The 16,669-nt window shown below is 70.9% G+C and carries 15 protein-coding genes and 1 riboswitch; of the genes, 5 read left to right on the plus strand and 10 right to left on the minus strand.

All coding sequences use genetic code 11. The features are described from left to right. Positions 1-76: 76 nt before the first annotated feature. The 6 genes from ACZ6Z4_RS26575 to ACZ6Z4_RS26600 all read right to left on the minus strand — a co-directional run bounded on the left by ACZ6Z4_RS26575 (position 77) and on the right by ACZ6Z4_RS26600 (position 5,856). A complete protein-coding gene (locus ACZ6Z4_RS26575; protein ID WP_465569616.1) occupies positions 77-748 on the minus strand; it encodes a class I SAM-dependent methyltransferase in 672 nt (223 codons plus the stop codon). Between the two features lie 25 nt (positions 749-773). Continuing rightward, on the minus strand, positions 774-2,102 hold the full coding sequence (locus ACZ6Z4_RS26580; RefSeq protein ID WP_465569617.1) for a purine-cytosine permease family protein: 1,329 nt from the start codon (positions 2,100-2,102) through the stop codon (positions 774-776). Continuing rightward, positions 2,095-2,216: riboswitch (TPP riboswitch) on the minus strand. It overlaps the preceding gene by 8 nt. 27 nt (positions 2,217-2,243) lie before the next feature. After that, positions 2,244-2,909: an alpha/beta fold hydrolase gene (locus ACZ6Z4_RS26585; protein ID WP_465569623.1), complete on the minus strand. Its 666-nt coding sequence runs from the start codon at positions 2,907-2,909 to the stop codon at positions 2,244-2,246. Further along, a complete protein-coding gene (locus ACZ6Z4_RS26590; protein ID WP_465569630.1) occupies positions 2,900-3,664 on the minus strand; it encodes a hypothetical protein in 765 nt (254 codons plus the stop codon). The genes ACZ6Z4_RS26585 and ACZ6Z4_RS26590 overlap by 10 nt, the downstream gene beginning before the upstream one ends. Positions 3,665-3,718: 54 nt before the next feature. Continuing rightward, the gene (locus ACZ6Z4_RS26595) at positions 3,719-4,585 is read right to left on the minus strand and encodes a DUF3152 domain-containing protein (RefSeq protein WP_363676693.1); all 867 of its coding nucleotides are present in this window, start codon (positions 4,583-4,585) and stop codon (positions 3,719-3,721) included. A 77-nt stretch (positions 4,586-4,662) separates the two neighbouring features. Beyond that, positions 4,663-5,856 (minus strand): ATP-binding protein, encoded by a 1,194-nt coding sequence (locus ACZ6Z4_RS26600; RefSeq protein WP_363676694.1) that lies wholly within the window; start codon positions 5,854-5,856, stop codon positions 4,663-4,665. 155 nt (positions 5,857-6,011) lie between these two features. Between ACZ6Z4_RS26600 and ACZ6Z4_RS26605 the strand changes: the two genes are divergently transcribed. Continuing rightward, positions 6,012-7,028: a GTP pyrophosphokinase gene (locus ACZ6Z4_RS26605; protein WP_465569632.1), complete on the plus strand. Its 1,017-nt coding sequence runs from the start codon at positions 6,012-6,014 to the stop codon at positions 7,026-7,028. Here the strand turns inward: ACZ6Z4_RS26605 and ACZ6Z4_RS26610 are convergent. Next, on the minus strand, positions 7,025-8,437 hold the full coding sequence (locus ACZ6Z4_RS26610) for an MFS transporter (RefSeq protein WP_465569634.1): 1,413 nt from the start codon (positions 8,435-8,437) through the stop codon (positions 7,025-7,027). The two genes, ACZ6Z4_RS26605 and ACZ6Z4_RS26610, sit on opposite strands and share 4 nt — an antisense overlap. A 118-nt stretch (positions 8,438-8,555) precedes the next feature. Between ACZ6Z4_RS26610 and ACZ6Z4_RS26615 the strand changes: the two genes are divergently transcribed. From ACZ6Z4_RS26615 to ACZ6Z4_RS26625, 3 genes are read left to right on the plus strand one after another with little or no spacing between them, the layout of a single operon-like run. Beyond that, the gene (locus tag ACZ6Z4_RS26615; RefSeq protein ID WP_465569636.1) at positions 8,556-10,322 is read left to right on the plus strand and encodes an ABC transporter transmembrane domain-containing protein; all 1,767 of its coding nucleotides are present in this window, start codon (positions 8,556-8,558) and stop codon (positions 10,320-10,322) included. Beyond that, positions 10,319-12,097, plus strand: a complete 1,779-nt coding sequence (locus tag ACZ6Z4_RS26620; RefSeq protein WP_465569638.1) for an ABC transporter ATP-binding protein — start codon at positions 10,319-10,321, stop codon at positions 12,095-12,097. Before ACZ6Z4_RS26615 ends, ACZ6Z4_RS26620 begins: the two co-directional genes overlap by 4 nt. Positions 12,098-12,124: 27 nt before the next feature. Then, on the plus strand, positions 12,125-13,915 hold the full coding sequence (locus ACZ6Z4_RS26625; RefSeq protein ID WP_465569640.1) for a S9 family peptidase: 1,791 nt from the start codon (positions 12,125-12,127) through the stop codon (positions 13,913-13,915). Here ACZ6Z4_RS26625 and ACZ6Z4_RS26630 read toward each other — a convergent pair. Then, positions 13,891-14,322, minus strand: coding sequence for an SRPBCC family protein (locus ACZ6Z4_RS26630; RefSeq protein WP_465569642.1), 432 nt, complete (start codon positions 14,320-14,322; stop codon positions 13,891-13,893). The genes ACZ6Z4_RS26625 and ACZ6Z4_RS26630 overlap by 25 nt on opposite strands. Then, complete coding sequence (locus ACZ6Z4_RS26635; protein ID WP_465569644.1) at positions 14,319-14,717, minus strand: RidA family protein; 399 nt, start codon at positions 14,715-14,717, stop codon at positions 14,319-14,321. The genes ACZ6Z4_RS26630 and ACZ6Z4_RS26635 overlap by 4 nt, the downstream gene beginning before the upstream one ends. Before the next feature lie 61 nt (positions 14,718-14,778). Here ACZ6Z4_RS26635 and ACZ6Z4_RS26640 point away from each other — a divergent pair, with 61 nt between their 5' ends. Next, the gene (locus ACZ6Z4_RS26640) at positions 14,779-15,717 is read left to right on the plus strand and encodes a helix-turn-helix transcriptional regulator (RefSeq protein WP_465569647.1); all 939 of its coding nucleotides are present in this window, start codon (positions 14,779-14,781) and stop codon (positions 15,715-15,717) included. Here the strand turns inward: ACZ6Z4_RS26640 and ACZ6Z4_RS26645 are convergent. After that, positions 15,711-16,622 carry a S66 peptidase family protein gene (locus tag ACZ6Z4_RS26645; RefSeq protein WP_465569649.1) on the minus strand — a complete coding sequence of 304 codons (912 nt, stop codon included), beginning with the start codon at positions 16,620-16,622 and terminating at the stop codon, positions 15,711-15,713. The genes ACZ6Z4_RS26640 and ACZ6Z4_RS26645 overlap by 7 nt on opposite strands. Positions 16,623-16,669: the final 47 nt, after the last annotated feature.

Raw genomic sequence — 16,669 nt, forward strand, 5'->3', positions numbered from 1 at the left:
ACATTTAGACTTTGGTCAGTGAAGGAGCAGGTCCCCATTGTGGAGTGGGGATCTGCTTCTTCTTTTTCCTGACGTGTCAGCTTTGGTGCATTTCCAGGATCAGCCGGCGCCGGCCGCCCCACTCGCGCTTGTAGACCTTGTAGTCCTTGATGCCCGCGGCCGCGCAGAGCCGGCCGTAGCTGGCCTCGTCGTGGATGAAGTGGATGCTGCTGGTACCGAAGTGCTCGGTGGTGACGATCCGGTGCTCCGGGCCCTGGCGCAGACCGTTCGCGATCTCCGAGGCGGTCGCCGGTCCCCAGACCGGGCCCTCGATGACCGCCAGGCCGCCCGGCCTGAGCACCCGGGAGATCTCCCAGATCGTCGACAGCTGCTCGTCCTCGCCGAACAGCTCGTGGAACGCCGTCCACAGGCAGATCACGGCGTCGAACGAGTCCGACTTGTACGGCAGGTCGGTCATCGACCCGACCGCCCAGTCGATCCGGAGCTCCTCCTCGGCGGCCTGGGCCTGGCCGGCCGCGATCAGGTTCGGCGAGATGTCGAGGGCGCTCACGACCTTGCCGGCCCGGCGCAGCGGCAGGGCGATCCGGCCGTAGCCGCAGCACAGGTCGAGCACCGACTCCCGGCCGTCGAGCAGTTCCTCGACGGCCTTCACGACGGCTGCGTCCCGCTCGGGCGTGGTGCGCGCGGCCAGACCCTCGGCGCCGAGTTCGGCGTACTCGGCCCGGCTGCGCAGTGCGGAGTTCAGCATTGCGCAAGTATTGCGAAGTCTCCGGTCACTGTCTCCTCGGGCGTCCGATCGCACCGAACGCGACCGCGGCCACCATCGAGACGATGATCGACGTGTACGTCGCACCGAGCCAGCCCGGCACCGGTTCGCCGCCGAACAGCTTGCCCTGCAGGTCCAGCCAGAACGGCGACCAGCCGCTGACCGTGCCCGGGTTCACCAGCTGGTAGGCGACGAAGCCGAACACCCACGCGACCGCGGGCTGCCAGCGGAACGGCGCGGTGTCGCCGACGTTCCAGTTCATCCGGCTGACCACGAAGAAGTCGGCGATCGCGACCGCGAACAGCGGGATGAAGACCGAGCCGATCAGGTACAGGAACTGCGTGTAGTTGCCCAGGTCAACGAAGAGCGCGAGCCCGGTGGCCAGGACGCCGATCCCGACCGACAGCCAACGGCGGTCCAGGTGGCCGACCAGGTTGTGCGCGGCCATCGTGGTCGAGTAGACGTTCGCGTAGGCCTCGTCCACCTCGTCGACCAGCAGCACGAACAGCGCGATCGCGCCGGCCGGCAGCGTCACCAGGGCGGTGATCACGTCGGTGCTGTTGGTCTGCAGCGTCGCGACGGCGAGGACGCCGAGCCCGTAGTACAGGATGGCGGCCAGGCCGTAGCCGAGCGACGAACCGGCGAAGGCGGCCTTGTTGGTGCGCGAGTGCCGGGTGTAGTCGGCGGCCAGCGGCGCGAACGAGACGACGCCGGCCGCGGCCAGGTCGACACCGGGCCAGAAGCCGAAGACGCTGTCCTGCGGGAGATCGTGGACCGGCTTGCTGAGCACCTGGACGAACAGGTAGATCGATGCCAGCAGCACCAACCAGACCATGAACTTGCGCAGCAGCTTCACGCTGCCGAGCGGCCGGACCGCCATCGCGGTCGCGATCACCCCGGCCAGGACGACGAACAGCCAGCGCCACCGCTCCCCGGTCACCGCGACCGCGGCCTGCGAGATCACGATGATCTCCATCGTCGCCCAGCCGATGTTCTGGGCGATGTTCAGCACCGTCGGCGCCATCGAGCCGCGGCGGCCGAACAGCCCGCGCAGGCTGGCCATCGCCGGAGCGCCGGTGTGCGACCCGAAGACGGCCGCACCGCCGAGCACCAGCGCCCCGATCCCGCAGCCGACGACGACCGCGAGCAGCCCCTGCCACAGCGATCCGGTGTACGCCGCGACGAGCGCGCCGGTGACCGGGCCGAACAGCGAGATGCCGAGGTTGCCCCAGAGCGTGAACTGGTCGAAGAAGCCGAGCGTGCGCGGCGCGTCGGTGGTCAGGACGAGCGGCGCCTCGGTCGTCGTACTGGGTTTGCGGACAGCAGTCGTGGTCATCTGACCTGCTCCCTACGCCGGCATTACCCGGTCAGGTTCAGGCGGTCGGCGACCCGGCTGATGCTCGTCGCCCTCTCAGCCCGCAATCCGGTGCGAGCTCCCGCGGAGGTGTGGTGTTGTTAGCGCGTCAACTTTAGCTCGTCATCCAGCTTTGTATACACCGGCTGCCCGGTGGATGAACGTGGCCAGGTCGCGGCCGTTCGTCAGCACCGGCATGTGCGAGCCGGTCGGGAGCGTCCAGGCCTCGCCACCGGCCAGCTCGGCGAGTCGCTGAGCCCAGGCCGCTGGGCACAAGTGGTCGTGGGAGCACCTGAGCACGACAACCGGTACGGCGACCTGTGGCAGCGCCGCGGCCAAGTCGTACTGGCGACCGACCTGCTCGGCGCGGGCCATCGCTGGGAAGCTGGTCCGGAAGTACTGCTTGGTGAGCGTCGGGATCAGCGTCGGCCGCTCCCACAGCGCCGAGCGGACCCAGCGGCCGGCCAGCGTCGGCCAGCCGGAGGCGGTGACGTCACCGGTCGGGCCGAGCAGGATCAGCGCGGAGACCAGGTCGGGGTAGGCGAGCGCTGTCGCGACGGCGACGTGGCAGCTGGCGGAGTGGCTCACCAGGACCGTGCCGGGCTGCAGCTGCTTGGCCAGGCGATCAGCGAGGGCTTCGACGTGCAGGTCGTCGTCGTACGTCGGTTCGCCGTACCCGGGGAGGGTGACGACGTCGGACGGGATCTCCAGGTGCTGCTGGGTCGGGCCGTAGGACTCCGGGCCGAGGCCGAGCCCCGGCACCAGGACGACCGGTGCGATCACTCCCACGGCGGCCGGTCCGGCGCTGCCTGGACGACGGGGTTGGCCACCTCCGGCTTGAGCTCGCGGTAGCCGAGCGCGAAGCCCAGAGCGAGCAGGAGCAGGCCGAAGCCACCCCACCCGTACGCCGTCGGCAGCCGGTGCAGCGAGTCGTCGACCGCGCCCAGCCCGGTGCTGAGCACCATGCCGAGCCAGATCAGGATCGGGACCAGCGACAGCGCCACCAGCAGCAGTCCGCCGAGCTCGAACGGGTCCAGCTCACGCCGGGCCTTCCGGCGGCCCTGCAGGTCGCGCAGCCACATCGCCAGCGCGGCGATGCCGACGATCACCGTCAGCAGCTGGCCGATGGTGTCCAGCACGTCGGTCCGCAGCGGATGGTTGAGCGGAGAGCCAGGGGCCTGGGAGATCTCGCGCAGGGAGACCCGCTGCACGGAGATGACGAGCAGGCCGTACACGCCGGCGATCACCGCTGCCAGCAGGGCCACGCGGGCAGCTCTGGGGTCGCGGCGGGGCTCCGGCCCGTACGACGGGAGCTGGTGCGACTGGGGTGCGGCGGCAGCGCCGTACGGGTGGCCGGGCCGGTACGCCGGTGGCTGGTGGTGGCCTTGAGTGTCACCAGGCTGGCCGTAGACCGGCGGCTGCTCAGCCGGTGGCTGCGGGTAGGTCTCGTGGCCGTACGGGACCGGCTTGGCGTAGTACTGGCTGCGGTCCTGCTCGTCCGGGTCGTCGCCCCGGCCGTAGGTGGGGAACTGCGGTGACGACATCGTGGCTCCCTCGGCTGGTCTTCTCGTCAGACTCTCATGCCGAGGGGTGGTGCACTAGGTGGCTTTGGTCGTCGGCCAGGCGTTCGGGAGGCAGCCGCCGAGGCCCTTGGTCTGCTGCATCATCACCGGGGCCGGCGTGTTCGGCTGGTCGCAGTCGGAGTGCCCGTGGCCGAGCGCGTGGCCGACCTCGTGGTTGACCAGGTAGTTGCGGTACAGGTCGACGTCCCCGTTGTACGCCGGTACGGCGTACACCCAGCGCTTGGCGTTCAGCACGACGCGGTCCTCGACCCGGCAGGAGACCTCACCGCCGGTGTCGAGCGGCAGGCACAGCTTGTCGGTCAGCGTCGGCGTCGCGAGGATGATCCGCAGGTCGGCGTCGGCCTTGTCGGTCCGCTCGAAGCTGACCGGGTGCAGCGCCTGCCAGCCTCGCGGGTCGGTCAGCGTCTTGTGCACGGCGGTGGCGACGGCGGCCGGGTTGAGCGAGAGGCCCTGCTCGATCTCGATCCGGTAGGTCATCTTGCCGACGTTCCTGGTCGCCTTCGCGAAGCCCGGTACGACGCTGAGCTTGCCGGTCGACACCGTCACGTTCGGCTTCGAGCCCTTCGGCTGCCGGGTCAGCGTCGGCGCCGGCCGCTGCGGCTTGGTCAGCGTCGGCACCGCCGACGGCATGTGCGTCGGCACCACAACCGGCTGCACCGGCGGCTGCGCCACCGCGTCCTGCTGCTCCGCGAACGACGCCGCCAAGCTCTGCCGCCCGGCGTCCGGGTGCACGACCATCACAGTCCCGAGCACCGCCAGCGCGGTCACCGAGAACCACTGCGCCTTGTACGACTTCTTCCGGCAGTGCCGCGCACTGCGCCGCCGCTTGGCGGATCTGGACGCACGCGTGCCCGCACGCTGCCCGTTCCGCCCGGTGGTCATGTCGGTTCACCCTAGCGACTCACCGGTAATTCCCGAAAGGCCGGTTCACGTCAGCTTCCGGTCAAGAGTTTGACAGCTCAGGCAGTGCGGGTCCTGAGGAACTTGCCGAAGTGCGGGACGGTGAAGGCGACCGTGCCGCGTTCGGCGGAGAAGACCAGGCCCTTCTTGATCAGGCCGTCGCGGGCCGGGGACAGCGACTGGGGTTTGCGTTTGAGGGTGCCGGCGACCTCGGCGGTGGGGACGGAGCCGTCGGCGACGCCGACGCCGAGCTCGGCCATCGCGCGCATGTACTCGCGTTCGGCCGGTGTCGCGCGTTCGTAGCGGGAGCCGAAGAAGCCGACGGTGAGTTCGGCCGAGGCCTCGGGGCCGGCGACGGCGACGTCCTTGACGGTGATCGGGCTGGCGGGGGCGTGGTCCCAGGTGGCGTGGGCGAAGGCCTGGACGAAGTACGGGTAGCCGTCGGTCTGCGCGTACAGCTCGTCGAGGGCCTCCTCCTCGAAGTACACGTCCTCGGACTCGGCCGGGATCATCAGCGCGCGGTCGCAGGCCTCGCGGGCCAGGCGGTCGACGCGGACGTAGCGGAACAGTCGCTCGGAGTACGACTTGCTCGCCGACAGTACGGCGGGCAGGTGCGGCAGCCCGGCGCCGACGACGACCAGCGGCGCGCTCTGCTGGGAGATCTCGTGGCACGCGGCGCAGAGTGCGGACAGGTCGTCGTCGGAGATGTCCTGCATCTCGTCGATGAACAGCCCGACGCCGACCGACAGGTCGCCGGCCAGGTCGGCGGCGTCCGCGAACAGCTCGATCAGGTCCATCTCGAGATCACCCGAGTCGGCGCGGCCCTTGGCGGCGGCGACGTCGACCGGCGGGTGCCACTTGATGCCCTTGCGGTCGTTCTGCGCGGTGCGCAGCGCGAACGCCTTCAGGACGGCGCTGAACTGGTCGACCCGCTCGTCGTCGCGGTGCCGGTGACCGAGCTCGCGCATCGCGGTGTGCATCGCCTGCGCGATCGGCAGCCGGATGCTCTGGTCCGGCCGGGCCTCGATCTTGCCGGTGCCCCAGGCGCGCTTGATCGCCTGGGAGCGCAGCGTGTTCAGCAGCACGGTCTTGCCGACGCCGCGGAGGCCGCTGAGCACCAGGCTCCGCTCCGGGCGGCCCGCGGCGACGCGTTCGAGCACGACCTCGAACTGCCGCACCTCGGTGTCGCGTCCGGCCAGCTCGGGCGGGCGCTGGCCGGCGCCGGGCGCATAGGGATTCCGGATCGGATCCATGCATTTCACTGTATGAGCGCGTCTAGCGTTTTCCTTAGATTTCGCTAGCGAACCCGAGCGCGTGTCGCTGATCTGTCAAAGACTCGTGTTCTCTACGGAAATCACTAGATTTCCCTAGACGCGCCTATCGGGGCGTAGCCGACTATGGTCTGCGCATGGGAGGGGACTGGGCGGTCCAGGCCGCGGCGCAGTACGAGCGGATGCACCAGCAGTACGTCGGCGGTGCCCGCAAGCTCGAGTCGCTGATCAACGAGCTGATCGGCGAGGAGGAGGGCATCAACTACCTGAGCGCGACCGCGCGCGCGAAGGACCCCGACTCGTTCCTGTCCAAGGCCTCCAAGCCGCGGCCCGGTGAGCCGGCCCGGCCGAAGTACGACGACCCGCTGAACCAGATCACCGACCTGGTCGCGGCCCGGATCATCACCTTCCTGGTCGAGGCCGTGGACCGGGTCTGCGAGGTGATCGAGGCCGAGTTCGAGATCGTCGAGCACACCGACATGGGCGCGCACACCCGCGCGCAGGGCGTCTTCGGCTACGCCAGCAAGCACTACCTGGTCCGGCTGAACGCGCACCGCCGCGAGCTGCCCGAGTACGCCGTCCTGCGGAACCTGGTGATGGAGATCCAGGTCCGGACCGCGGTCCAGCACGCGTGGGCCGAGTTCGAGCACGACATCCGCTACAAGCTGGACATCCCGCCGGACCGCAAGCCGGAGTTCGACCGGCGGTTCCTGCTCGCGGCGGCGCTGATGGAGCTGGCCGACAACGAGTTCACCGAGATCGACCGGCTGTACCGCGAGCTGGCGGCCGCCGCGGACGACGAGGCGCCGCGCGACCTGACCGCGGCGACGCTGACGACGTACCTGACCCGGCGGTACCCGGACGCTCCGCACGCGAAGACCAACCACTACGCGTGGATGCTCGGCATCCTGGCCGATCTCGGCGTCGGCACCGAGGAGGAGCTGACCGAGTTGCTGCAGGGGATCGACAGCGCCGCGGTCCAGGCCGCGATGACGCACCGCTTCCCGGCCGGCACGGTCCGGCGGCTCGACGACGACCTGCTCGCCGCGAAGGGTCCGGCGTACGTGGAGCTGTTCCCGGAGGAGGAGCGGCGGCAGAAGATCCTCCGCGGCCGCCTCAAGGCGCTCGGCCGGGCCGGCCTGTACGACGGTTAGGTCAGGTCGGCCGCGACGGCCCGGGCGGTGCGCTGCGCCCAGCGGCCGGTGGTGATCAGGCCGAGGACGAGGACCAGGACGCCGCAGCCCGCGATGATGAACCAGCACAGCTTGGCCGCGTCGACGAAGCCGGTCTCCAGCGGACCGGCGAGCCGGGCGGTGAGCACGGTGCCGACGATCGCGACGCCGAGCGACGCGCCGACCTGGCGACTGGTCGAGGCGATCGCCGCCGCGACGCCGGCCTGGGCGCGGGGCATGCCGGAGACGGCCGCGTTGGTGATCGGCGCGTTGATCACGCCGAAGCCGAGCCCGAAGATCAGGTAGCCGCCGAGCAGCAGCAGGGTCGGCGTACTGGTGGTGAGCCGGGACAGGATCAGCCCGCTGATGGCGAGCATCACGCCGGAGACGACGAGCGGGAGGCGCGGGCCGCGGTGGCCGACGAGCCAGCCGGAGACCGGCGCGAACACGACGGTCATCGCTGCCATCGGCAACGTCAGCAGTCCGGCGTGCAGCGCGGTGAAGCCGCGAACTTCCTGCAGGTACAGGGAGTTGAGGAACAGGAAACCCGACAGTGCGACGAAACCGGCGACCGCGATCAGCGTCGCGCCGGAGAAGGGCGCGCTGCGGAAGAAGCGCGGTTCGAGCAGCGGCTGGTCGCGGCGCCGCTCGTAGAAGACCAGCCCGGCCAGCGCGAGCACGGCGACCACAAAGCAGCTGATGATCAGCGGCGACGTCCAGCCCGCCGCGCGGCCCTCGATGATCCCGTACGTCGTACCGGCGAGCAGCAGCACGACGAGCACCTGACCGACCGGGTCGATCCGGCGCGCCACCGCGGCCCGCGACTCCGGCACGAACCGCGCGGTCAGCACGAGGGCGACCAGCGCGACCGGCACGTTGATCCAGAAGATGTACCGCCAGCCGGCCGAGTCGACCAGGGCGCCGCCGACCAGCGGGCCGACCGACATGCTCAGCCCGACCACGCCGCCCCAGAGCCCGATCGCCTGGGCGCGCTCGCGCGGGTCGGTGAAGGTGTTGGTGATGATCGACATCGCGACCGGGTTCAGCATCGAGCCGCCGACCGCCTGCAGCATCCGGAACCCGATCAGCAGGTCCACGGTCGGCGCCAGCCCGCACAGCAGCGAGCCGAGGCCGAACAGCACCAGCCCGACCTGGAACGTCCGCCGCCGGCCGACCCGGTCCGCGGTCGAGCCGGAGATCATCAGCAGGCTGGCCAGCACCAGCGTGTAGGCGTCGATCGTCCACTGCAGCTTCGCCACCGAGGCGTCCAGGTCGGCCCGGATCGCGGGCAGCGCCAGGTTCACGATCGTCGAGTCCAGCCCGACGATGAACAGGCTCAGGCAGCAGATGCCCAGCACCAGCAACCGCCTGCGCCGAGTCAGTTCACCCACCTGGGCAGTGTCTCATTCGGCACGAAAACAGTTTGAGGGCCGTCGGGGGCCCGCCTAGGCTTGGTCTGTTCGCCTGGTCAGGTGCCAAAACCCCCTCCTACGCCTCCTGTGAGACGTCATGTCGTTGCGCCTTGTTCCGTTCGCCGATCCGGGTGTGCCCGACACCCGGTCCGGTCTCCGACTCATCCTCTGGCTGGAGCACCAGCAGCTCCGCGGGCAGCTCGCGGCCCTCGGCTGGGGGCTGATCTTCTTCGGCGGGATCGCCGCCTCTCCGGTCGCGGTCGGGTTGGCCGTCCAGGCCGTGATCGACAAGTCCTGGACCAAGCTGGTGCTGGCCGTCCTGCTGCTGCTCGTGTTCGGTGCCGCCAAGGCGGCCGCGGACTCGTTCTTCCACCGCGCGGTGGTGACCAACTGGATCAGTACGGCGTCCCGCCTGCAGCAGCTGCTGTTCCGCAAGGCCGCCGAGCTCGGATCGTTGCTGACCCGCCGGATCGCGGCCGGCGAGGTGGTCGCGGTGAGCAGCGGCGACGTCGAGAAGATCGGCTGGTTCGTCGAGGTGCTCGGCCGGTTCGCGGCCGCGCTGCTGACCTGCTTCGCGGTGGTGATCGGGCTGCTCTTCTACGAGCCGCAGCTCGGCCTGGTGGTCGCGATCGCCGTACCGATCCTGGCGTTCTCGATCGTGCCGCTGATGGGTCCGGCCGAGCGCCGGGCCGACGCGCAGCGGGCCAAGGGTGGCCGGGCGACCGAGCTGGCCGCCGACACCGTTGCCGGGCTGCGCGTGCTGCGCGGCATCGGCGGTGAGCAGCTGTTCCTCGACCGGTACCGCTCGGCCTCCCAGGAGTACCGGCAGAGCGCGGTGCACAGCGCCCGGATGTGGTCGCTGATCGCGGCGTTGCAGGTGCTGCTGTTCGGGGTGTTCCTGGTCGTCGTGGTGTGGTTCGGCATCCGCCTGGTGGTGGACGGCCGGATCACCGTCGGCGAGCTGGTCACGACGTACGGGTTCATCACGTTCATGCTGGTGCCGCTGCACACCTTCGAGGAGACGGCCAGCGCGTTCATCTTCTCCAAGGTGTCGGCGCGCCGGGCGGCCCGCGTGCTGTCGCTGCAGCGGATGGACGAGAGCCGTGGCACCGGCGCCGCGCAGGTCCCCGACGGTGACCTGTTCGACCCGGTCTCCGGGCTGGAGGTGCCGGCCGGGAGCTTCACCGCGGTCGTCTGCGGGAACCCGGACGCCGGTGGCCGGCTGGCCGACCACCTGGGCGGCCACAGCCCCGAGGCGGAGCCTGACGACCTGTCGGCGTTGCTGGACGGTGTAGCGCTCGACGAGCTGCCGCTGGAGTCCGCCCGTACGGCGGTGCTGGTGCAGGACAAGGACCCGGTGCTGCTGTCCGGGACGGTCCGCGAGCTGTTCGACGTACCGTCGAGCGGAGCCGTGACAGCCGAGCAGGCGCTGGATGCGGCGGAGTGCGCCGACATCCTGGAAGTCCTGCGGCAGTCGCTGCCCGCCGGTGGCACCGACGACCCGATGGAGGCCGTGCTGACCGAGCGCGGCCGGTCCCTGTCCGGTGGCCAGCGGCAGCGAGTGGCGCTGGCCCGGTCCCTGTACGTCGACCCGGCGGTGCTCGTGCTCGACGAGCCGACCAGCGCCGTCGACGCGCACACCGAGGCGCGGATCGCCGACGGCCTGCGGGCGCTGCGGTCCGGCCGCACCACCGTGGTGTTCACGTCGAGCCCGCTGATGCTGGACCGCGCCGACCGCGTGGTGTTCGTGCCGGACGGCCGGGTGGCCGCCGTCGGCGTCCATCGCGACCTGGTGCACAGCGACCTGCGCTACCGCGCGGTCGTGACCCGTGAAGACGAGCCCACTCTCGAGGAGTCGGTGTGAAGCGCCCCGAGTACGACCCGGCCGCCCCGCAGGAGGCGGCCCGCCTCCCGGTCGCCGGTCCGGCGACGGTGAAGGCCTACCTGAAGGTCCTGTTCCGCCGGCACCGCAGGGCGTTCGGCTGGCTGACCGCGGTCAACGCCGTCGCCGCGCTGAGCGGCATGGTCGGTCCCTGGCTGCTCGGCAACGTGGTGGAGCAGCTGTCGATCGGTGACACCGACGTCAACCTCCCGTACGTCGTCCTGGGCTTCCTGGTCGCGCTGATCGTGCAGACCGTGTTCGTCCGGATCACCCGGCTGCGCGGCGCGGTGCTGGGCGAGGAGATGCTCGCCGACCTGCGCGAGGACTTCCTGGTCCGCTCGGTGGCGCTGCCGCCGGGCGTGCTGGAGCGGGCCGGGACCGGTGACCTGCTGTCCCGGATCACCACCGACATCGACCGGCTGTCGCACGCCATGCGCGACGCCGTACCGCAGCTGACCATCGCCGTGGTGTGGGGCGGTCTGCTGATCGGTGCGCTGGTGGTGACCGCGCCGGAGCTGGCGGTCGCGCTGGTGATCGCCGCGCCGGTGCTGATCATCGGCGGCCGCTGGTACTTCCGGCGCGCGCCTTCGGCGTACCGGTCGGAGGCCGCGGGCTACGCCGCGGTCGCGTCCGGTCTGGCCGAGACCGTCGACGCCGGCCGCACGGTCGAGTCGCACCGGCTCGGCAGCCGCCGGATCCAGCTCGGCGACACCCGGATCGGGCAGTGGGTCGCCTGGGAGCGGTACACGCTGTTCCTGCGGATGATCCTGTTCCCGGTGATCAACATGACGCACGCGATCGCGCTGGCCGCGGTGCTGATGGTCGGCGGCGCGCTGTCCATCCAGGGCTGGATCACGGTCGGTGCGCTGACCACCGGCGCGCTCTACATCCAGATGCTCGTCGAGCCGGTGAACATGATGATCCGCTGGTACGACGAGCTGCAGGTCGCCCAGGTCTCACTGGCCCGGCTGGTCGGCGTCCGGGAGATCGAGGCCGCCGCCGTCGGCGAGGAGAACGAGCCGGACGGGCGGACCGTGCTGGCCGACGAGGTCCGCTTCGGGTACCTGGAGGGCCGCGACGTGCTGCACGGCGTCACGCTCACCGTGGAGCCGGGCGCGCGGGTGGCGCTGGTCGGGCCGTCCGGCGCGGGCAAGTCGACGCTCGGCCGCCTGCTGGCCGGCATCTATTCGCCACGCGTCGGTGACATCACGCTGGGCGGTGCCGCGCTCGGCGAGATGTCGGCGGAGCAGGTGCGCAGCCATGTGGCGCTGGTCAACCAGGAGCACCACGTGTTCGTCGGGAGCATGCGGGACAACCTGCTGCTGGCCCGGCCGGGGGCGAGCGACGCCGAGCTGTGGGACGCGCTCCGCTCGGTCGACGCGCACGCCTGGGTGGCCGGCTTCGAGCACGGTCTCGACACCGAGGTGGGCTCCGGCGGTACGACGCTGACACCCGCGCAGGCGCAGCAGGTCGCCTTGGCCCGTTTGGTTCTCGCCGATCCGCACACGCTGGTGCTGGACGAGGCGACCTCGCTGATGGACCCGCGCGCGGCCCGGCACCTGGAGCGCTCGCTGGCCGGCGTACTGGAGGGCCGGACGGTCGTCGCGATCGCGCACCGGCTGCACACCGCGCACGACGCGGACGTGATCGCGGTCGTCGAGGACGGCCGGATCGTCGAGCTCGGCGGGCACGACGACCTGGTCGACGCGGGCGGTCCGTACGCCGCGCTGTGGCACTCCTGGCACGGGGATCGGTGACACGGAAGGGTGGGTAGGGTCGGCAGCATGCTGCCCACGCTGCTCGCCCTTCCTTATCTCGTTGCCTTTGACATCGACCCTGAGGGTCGCCTGCTGATCGGGTACGACGGCAGCGGCGTCCGTGAGCTGTCCGAGGTCGGACCGGACGGCGAGTGGCGGACCCTGACCTCTTCGGGTGAGCGGGTAGTCAGCGCCGCGTACGTTCCCGGCACCCGGCAGGTGGTGGTCGAGCACGACACCGGCGGCAACGAGCGCGGCCAGCTGACGCTGCTCGACCTGGCCGACTCCTCGTCGAGACCGCTGGTGCACGACCCCACGTACTTCCACCACCTGATCGCCGCGCGGCCCGGCCGGGTGCTGTTCACCACCAACCGCCGCAACGAGATCGACTTCGACCTGGTCGCCCGCGACCTCGCGACCGGCGAGGAGACCACGCTGTACGACGGCGGCGGGTACGTCTACGCGGTGAACGCGTCGCCGGACGACCAATGGGTCGCGGTGAGCCGCGCTGGTGGTCCGGCGAACTCCATCCACGTGCTGCTGGTCGAGACCGCGACCGGCGAGGTCAGCGACGTCACGGCGTACGACGATCCGAACACGTCGTACGCCGTCTCCTGGCTGCCGGACTCCAGCGGGTTCCTGCTGTCCGCTGACATCGACCGGGACCGGGTGGCGGTGTTCCGGTACGAGCTGGCGACGCGGTCGCTCTTGACCGTGGTGGCCGACGACGAGCGGGACCTGGTCAGTTGGGCCAGCCCGGACGGGCGGCACCTGCTGGTGGCAGCCAATGTGGACGGGGAGATCTCGCTGGCGCTGCACACTGCCGACGGAGAGCTGGTCGCTCCCCTGGCGCTGCCTGCTGGTGGTTGTGGCGCGGTGCTGGTCGAGGCGCAGCCGCACTGGTCCGCTGACGGCGAGCACCTGGTGATCACCTACAGCAGTCCGGTCGAACCGCAGCACGTGTTCCGGTACTCCGTGGCCGGCGGCTCGCTGGACGAGGTGCGGGCGCCGGACGCCGTCGCCGTGCCTGCCGGGCTGACGCCGCCGACGTCGTACCGGGTGGAGTCGTTCGACGGTGAGCAGGTGCCGGTCTACGTCTACCAGCCGGAGGGCGGTGGAGACGGGTCGGCGGTGATGTTCGTGCACGGCGGTCCGGAATGGCAGCACGGGAAGATCTGGCACCCGCTGGTCGCCGGACTCGTTGCCGACGGCCACACTGTGCTGGTGCCGAACGTGCGCGGCTCCACGGGGTACGGCAAGCGCTGGTACTCGCTGGACGACCGGGAGCTGCGGCTGGACTCCGTGCGCGACCTGGCCGCGCTGCACGCATGGCTGCCGACCATCGGTGTCGACCAGTCGCGGGTAGCGCTCTGGGGTGGCTCGTACGGCGGCTACATGGTGCTGGCCGGGCTGGCGTTCCAGCCGTCGCTGTGGGCTGCAGGGGTCAACCTGGTTGGCGTGGCCTCGCTGGTGACGTTCCTGGAGAACACCTCGCCGTACCGGCGGCGGGTCCGCGAGCGCGAGTACGGGTACCTGGAGACCGACCGGGAGTTCCTGGAGTCGGTGAGCCCGCTGAGCCGGGTGGACGCGATCCAGGCGCCGCTGTTCGTCATCCACGGCGCCAACGACCCACGGGTGCCGCTGTCCGAGGCCGAGCAGATCGTCGCGGCGCTGGAGCAGCGGAAGGTGCCGTGCGAGCTGCACGTGTACGGCGACGAGGGACACGGGCTGGTGAAGCGCGCCAACAAGCTGGACGCGTACCCGAAGGCTTTCGCGTTCCTGCGTGAGCACCTTCAGGCCAGCGCCGCGACCAGCTGATTGACGACCTGCTGCCAGTGGGTGCGCTGCTGCTCCCGCTCGGCGGCGTTGGCCAGGCGTTCCTGGTGCACGACTAGACGAGCCTTGCCTGCAGCTGTCGGGGCCACCGACAGCTGCAGGGTTGTCTCGTGCGACCAGGTTGCTGGTTGCCAGGTGAGGCGGACCCGGGTGTGCTCGCGGAAGCTGCGGAGCTCGCCGCGGGTGCCGTCCTTGGTCTCGTAGCCGGTGCCCTTCTCGTTGAGCAGGGTGACGCCTTCGCCGAGCCAGATCGCGACGCCGGCCGGCGAGGTGACGAAGTCCCAGACCTCATCGACTGGGCGGTCGATGGTCTTCGAGACTCCGATCTGCCAGCCGGCGTCCTTGGTCCGGCCGACCTGGCCCGCGGGCCCGCCTGGCTTTCCGGTCACGGCGCGATCGCTGCGATCGCGCTGACCTCGAGGAGGGCGCCGGGGACGGTCAGGCTGGTGACGCGGATGCCCTGCACGGTCGGCGCCGCGCCTTCGAGCCCGGCCGCGGCCACCGGGTACGCCTCGGCGAGGTCGACCTCCTCGGCCAGGTAGATCGTCATCGAGATCAGGTCGTGCACGGTCGCGCCCGCGGCGGCCAGCGCGGTCCTCAGGTTCTTCATCACCTGCTCGGTCTGCGCCGCGGCGTCGTCACCACCGATCAGGCGGCCCTCGCCGTCGACGGCGTTCTGGCCGCCGACGTACAGGGTGGTCATCCCGGCCGGGACGACGGCGACGTGGGTGAACGCCGGGGAGTTCACGAGTCCTTCGGGTCGGAGCAGCGTTTTCTCGGTCATGACCCCAGGATCATCCCTCACCCGGTCAGATTGTGTCCGGGTTTCCCGGTAGTTTTCGGCTATGAGCACCACCAGCCGCCGGCTCGAGACGCTCGCGCTGCTGCAGTCGCACCCGGGGATCTCCGCGCCCACGCTCGCGGCCCGGCTCGGCGTCACCGAGCGGACCGCGCGGCGCGACATCGCGCAGCTGCGCGAGCTGGGCTACCGGATCGACGGCGCCGCCGGTCGCGACGGCGGCTACCGGCTGGCGCAGGGCCGGGCGATGCCGCCGTTGCTGCTGGACGCCGACGAGGTGGCCGCGGTGGCGCTGAGCCTGCGGACCGGTGTCGGCGTCGAGGGGCTGGAGACAGCGGCGGTGACGGCGCTGGCCAAGCTGACGCAGGTGGTGCCGTCGCAGTGGCAGACGCGGCTGACCGCGCTGACCGAGGTACAGGCTTATCAGGGGCGTACGCCGCGGCGGGCCGCCGGCGACGTACTGGTTCAGCTGGCGCTGGCGTGCCGGGCCGGTGAGGCGGTGCGGTTCCGGCACCGGCGGCTGGGGGCTGCCGAGGACCATGCTGTCGAGGTGCAGCCGTACCGGCTGGTGACGTTGCGGCGGCTCTGGTACCTGGTGGCTTGTCCGCGGGATGGGGACGAGTGGCGGGTGTACGCCGCTGACCGGATCTCGCGGGTTCAGGCACTGGGGATCGTTGTGGCGGCGCCTGCTCCGCCTGACGATGCGGCCCAGCTGGTCGCTCGGTCGCTGGCGCAGGGGCGCTGGCGGCATCAGGTGCGGGTCGCTGTGCACACGTCGGGTGACCTGGTGCGCGAGCTGGTTGACCCGAGCGTGGCGGCGGTGGTGGACGTCGATGACGAGTGCGAGCTGGTCTTCGGCACCGACGACCTGGACTGGGCGGCGCGCTGGCTGGCGTACCTGAACCTCGACCTGGACGTCATCGAGCCTGCCGCGTTGGCCACACGGCTCCAGCGCTTCGGGCAGTGGCTGGCCGAGCGCTACTGAAACGCGGGCTCAAGCGGCCGCAGTACGGCGTTGGTCGCGTCGAGCTGGACCGGCAGGCCCAGCGGTACGGCGAGGTTGAGGTCCTCGTGACCGATCGCTGCGCCGGTGACCATCGGGACCTGCAGCGGCTCCAGCCGCTCGCGCACGACGTCCGCGACCAGGCCGTCGTCGTCGGCCTCGCTGAAGTCGCCGATGACGAGCCCGCTGACGTGGTCGAACCAGCCCGCGCGGAGCAGCTGGGTGAGGAGGCGGTCGACGCGGTAGCCGTCCTCGCTGACGTCCTCGAGCAGGACGATGCCGTGCGGCTTTGATTCGGTGGGCGAACCGAGGCTCGATGCGAGCAGCGCCAGGTTGCCGCCGAGCAGCCGGCCTTCCGCCGTACCGGCGACGACCGTTTGTGCACCGCGCGGAGCCAGCAGGTCGACGACCTTCTCCGGCTCGAACAGCAGGTCCTTGAGCCGGTCACCGCCGGCCGCGAGCTGCTCGACGCCGGCCGCCATCGGACCGTGCACGGTCACCAGCCCGCGCGCGTTCAGCGCCTCGTGCAGCGCGGTGATGTCGCTGAACCCGACGAACACCTTCTCCACCGCGGCGAGCGCATCCAGGTCGAGCAGCGGCAGCATCCGCTGGACGCCGTACCCGCCACGCCCGCAGAACACCGCCGCGAACCGCTCGTCCAGCCAGGCGTTCGTGAAGTCCTCGGCGCGCTGCGCGTCGCTGCCCGCCAGGTACGGCAGCCGCTCGTCGCGCGCGAGCGCCGAGGGCATCACCTCGACCTCGAGACCCCACTCCCGCAGCCTCTGGCTCCCAGCCTCCAGCCGCTCCGCCTTCAACGGCCCGGCCGGCGCCACCACAGCCACCCGGTCCCCAGCCTGCAGCCGCCGCGCTTTCCTCACGTCCGTCACACCCGGAACGCTATCCGCTGTCCACCCTCCGACCACACCCGGACGCC

The organism is Kribbella sp. NPDC104740 (assembly GCF_055583505.1).

What these genes read in the sequence shown, in the direction of transcription:
- ACZ6Z4_RS26595 (WP_363676693.1), bottom strand. Translation starts at nt 4,585, where the DNA reads ATGACCACCGGGCGGAACGGGCAGCGTGCGGGCACGCGTGCGTCCAGA.
- ACZ6Z4_RS26605 (WP_465569632.1), top strand. Translation starts at nt 6,012, where the DNA reads ATGGGAGGGGACTGGGCGGTCCAGGCCGCGGCGCAGTACGAGCGGATG.
- ACZ6Z4_RS26575 (WP_465569616.1), bottom strand. Translation starts at nt 748, where the DNA reads ATGCTGAACTCCGCACTGCGCAGCCGGGCCGAGTACGCCGAACTCGGC.
- ACZ6Z4_RS26635 (WP_465569644.1), bottom strand. Translation starts at nt 14,717, where the DNA reads ATGACCGAGAAAACGCTGCTCCGACCCGAAGGACTCGTGAACTCCCCG.
- ACZ6Z4_RS26615 (WP_465569636.1), top strand. Translation starts at nt 8,556, where the DNA reads ATGTCGTTGCGCCTTGTTCCGTTCGCCGATCCGGGTGTGCCCGACACC.
- ACZ6Z4_RS26590 (WP_465569630.1), bottom strand. Translation starts at nt 3,664, where the DNA reads ATGTCGTCACCGCAGTTCCCCACCTACGGCCGGGGCGACGACCCGGAC.
- ACZ6Z4_RS26625 (WP_465569640.1), top strand. Translation starts at nt 12,125, where the DNA reads ATGCTGCCCACGCTGCTCGCCCTTCCTTATCTCGTTGCCTTTGACATC.
- ACZ6Z4_RS26640 (WP_465569647.1), top strand. Translation starts at nt 14,779, where the DNA reads ATGAGCACCACCAGCCGCCGGCTCGAGACGCTCGCGCTGCTGCAGTCG.
- ACZ6Z4_RS26600 (WP_363676694.1), bottom strand. Translation starts at nt 5,856, where the DNA reads ATGGATCCGATCCGGAATCCCTATGCGCCCGGCGCCGGCCAGCGCCCG.
- ACZ6Z4_RS26580 (WP_465569617.1), bottom strand. Translation starts at nt 2,102, where the DNA reads ATGACCACGACTGCTGTCCGCAAACCCAGTACGACGACCGAGGCGCCG.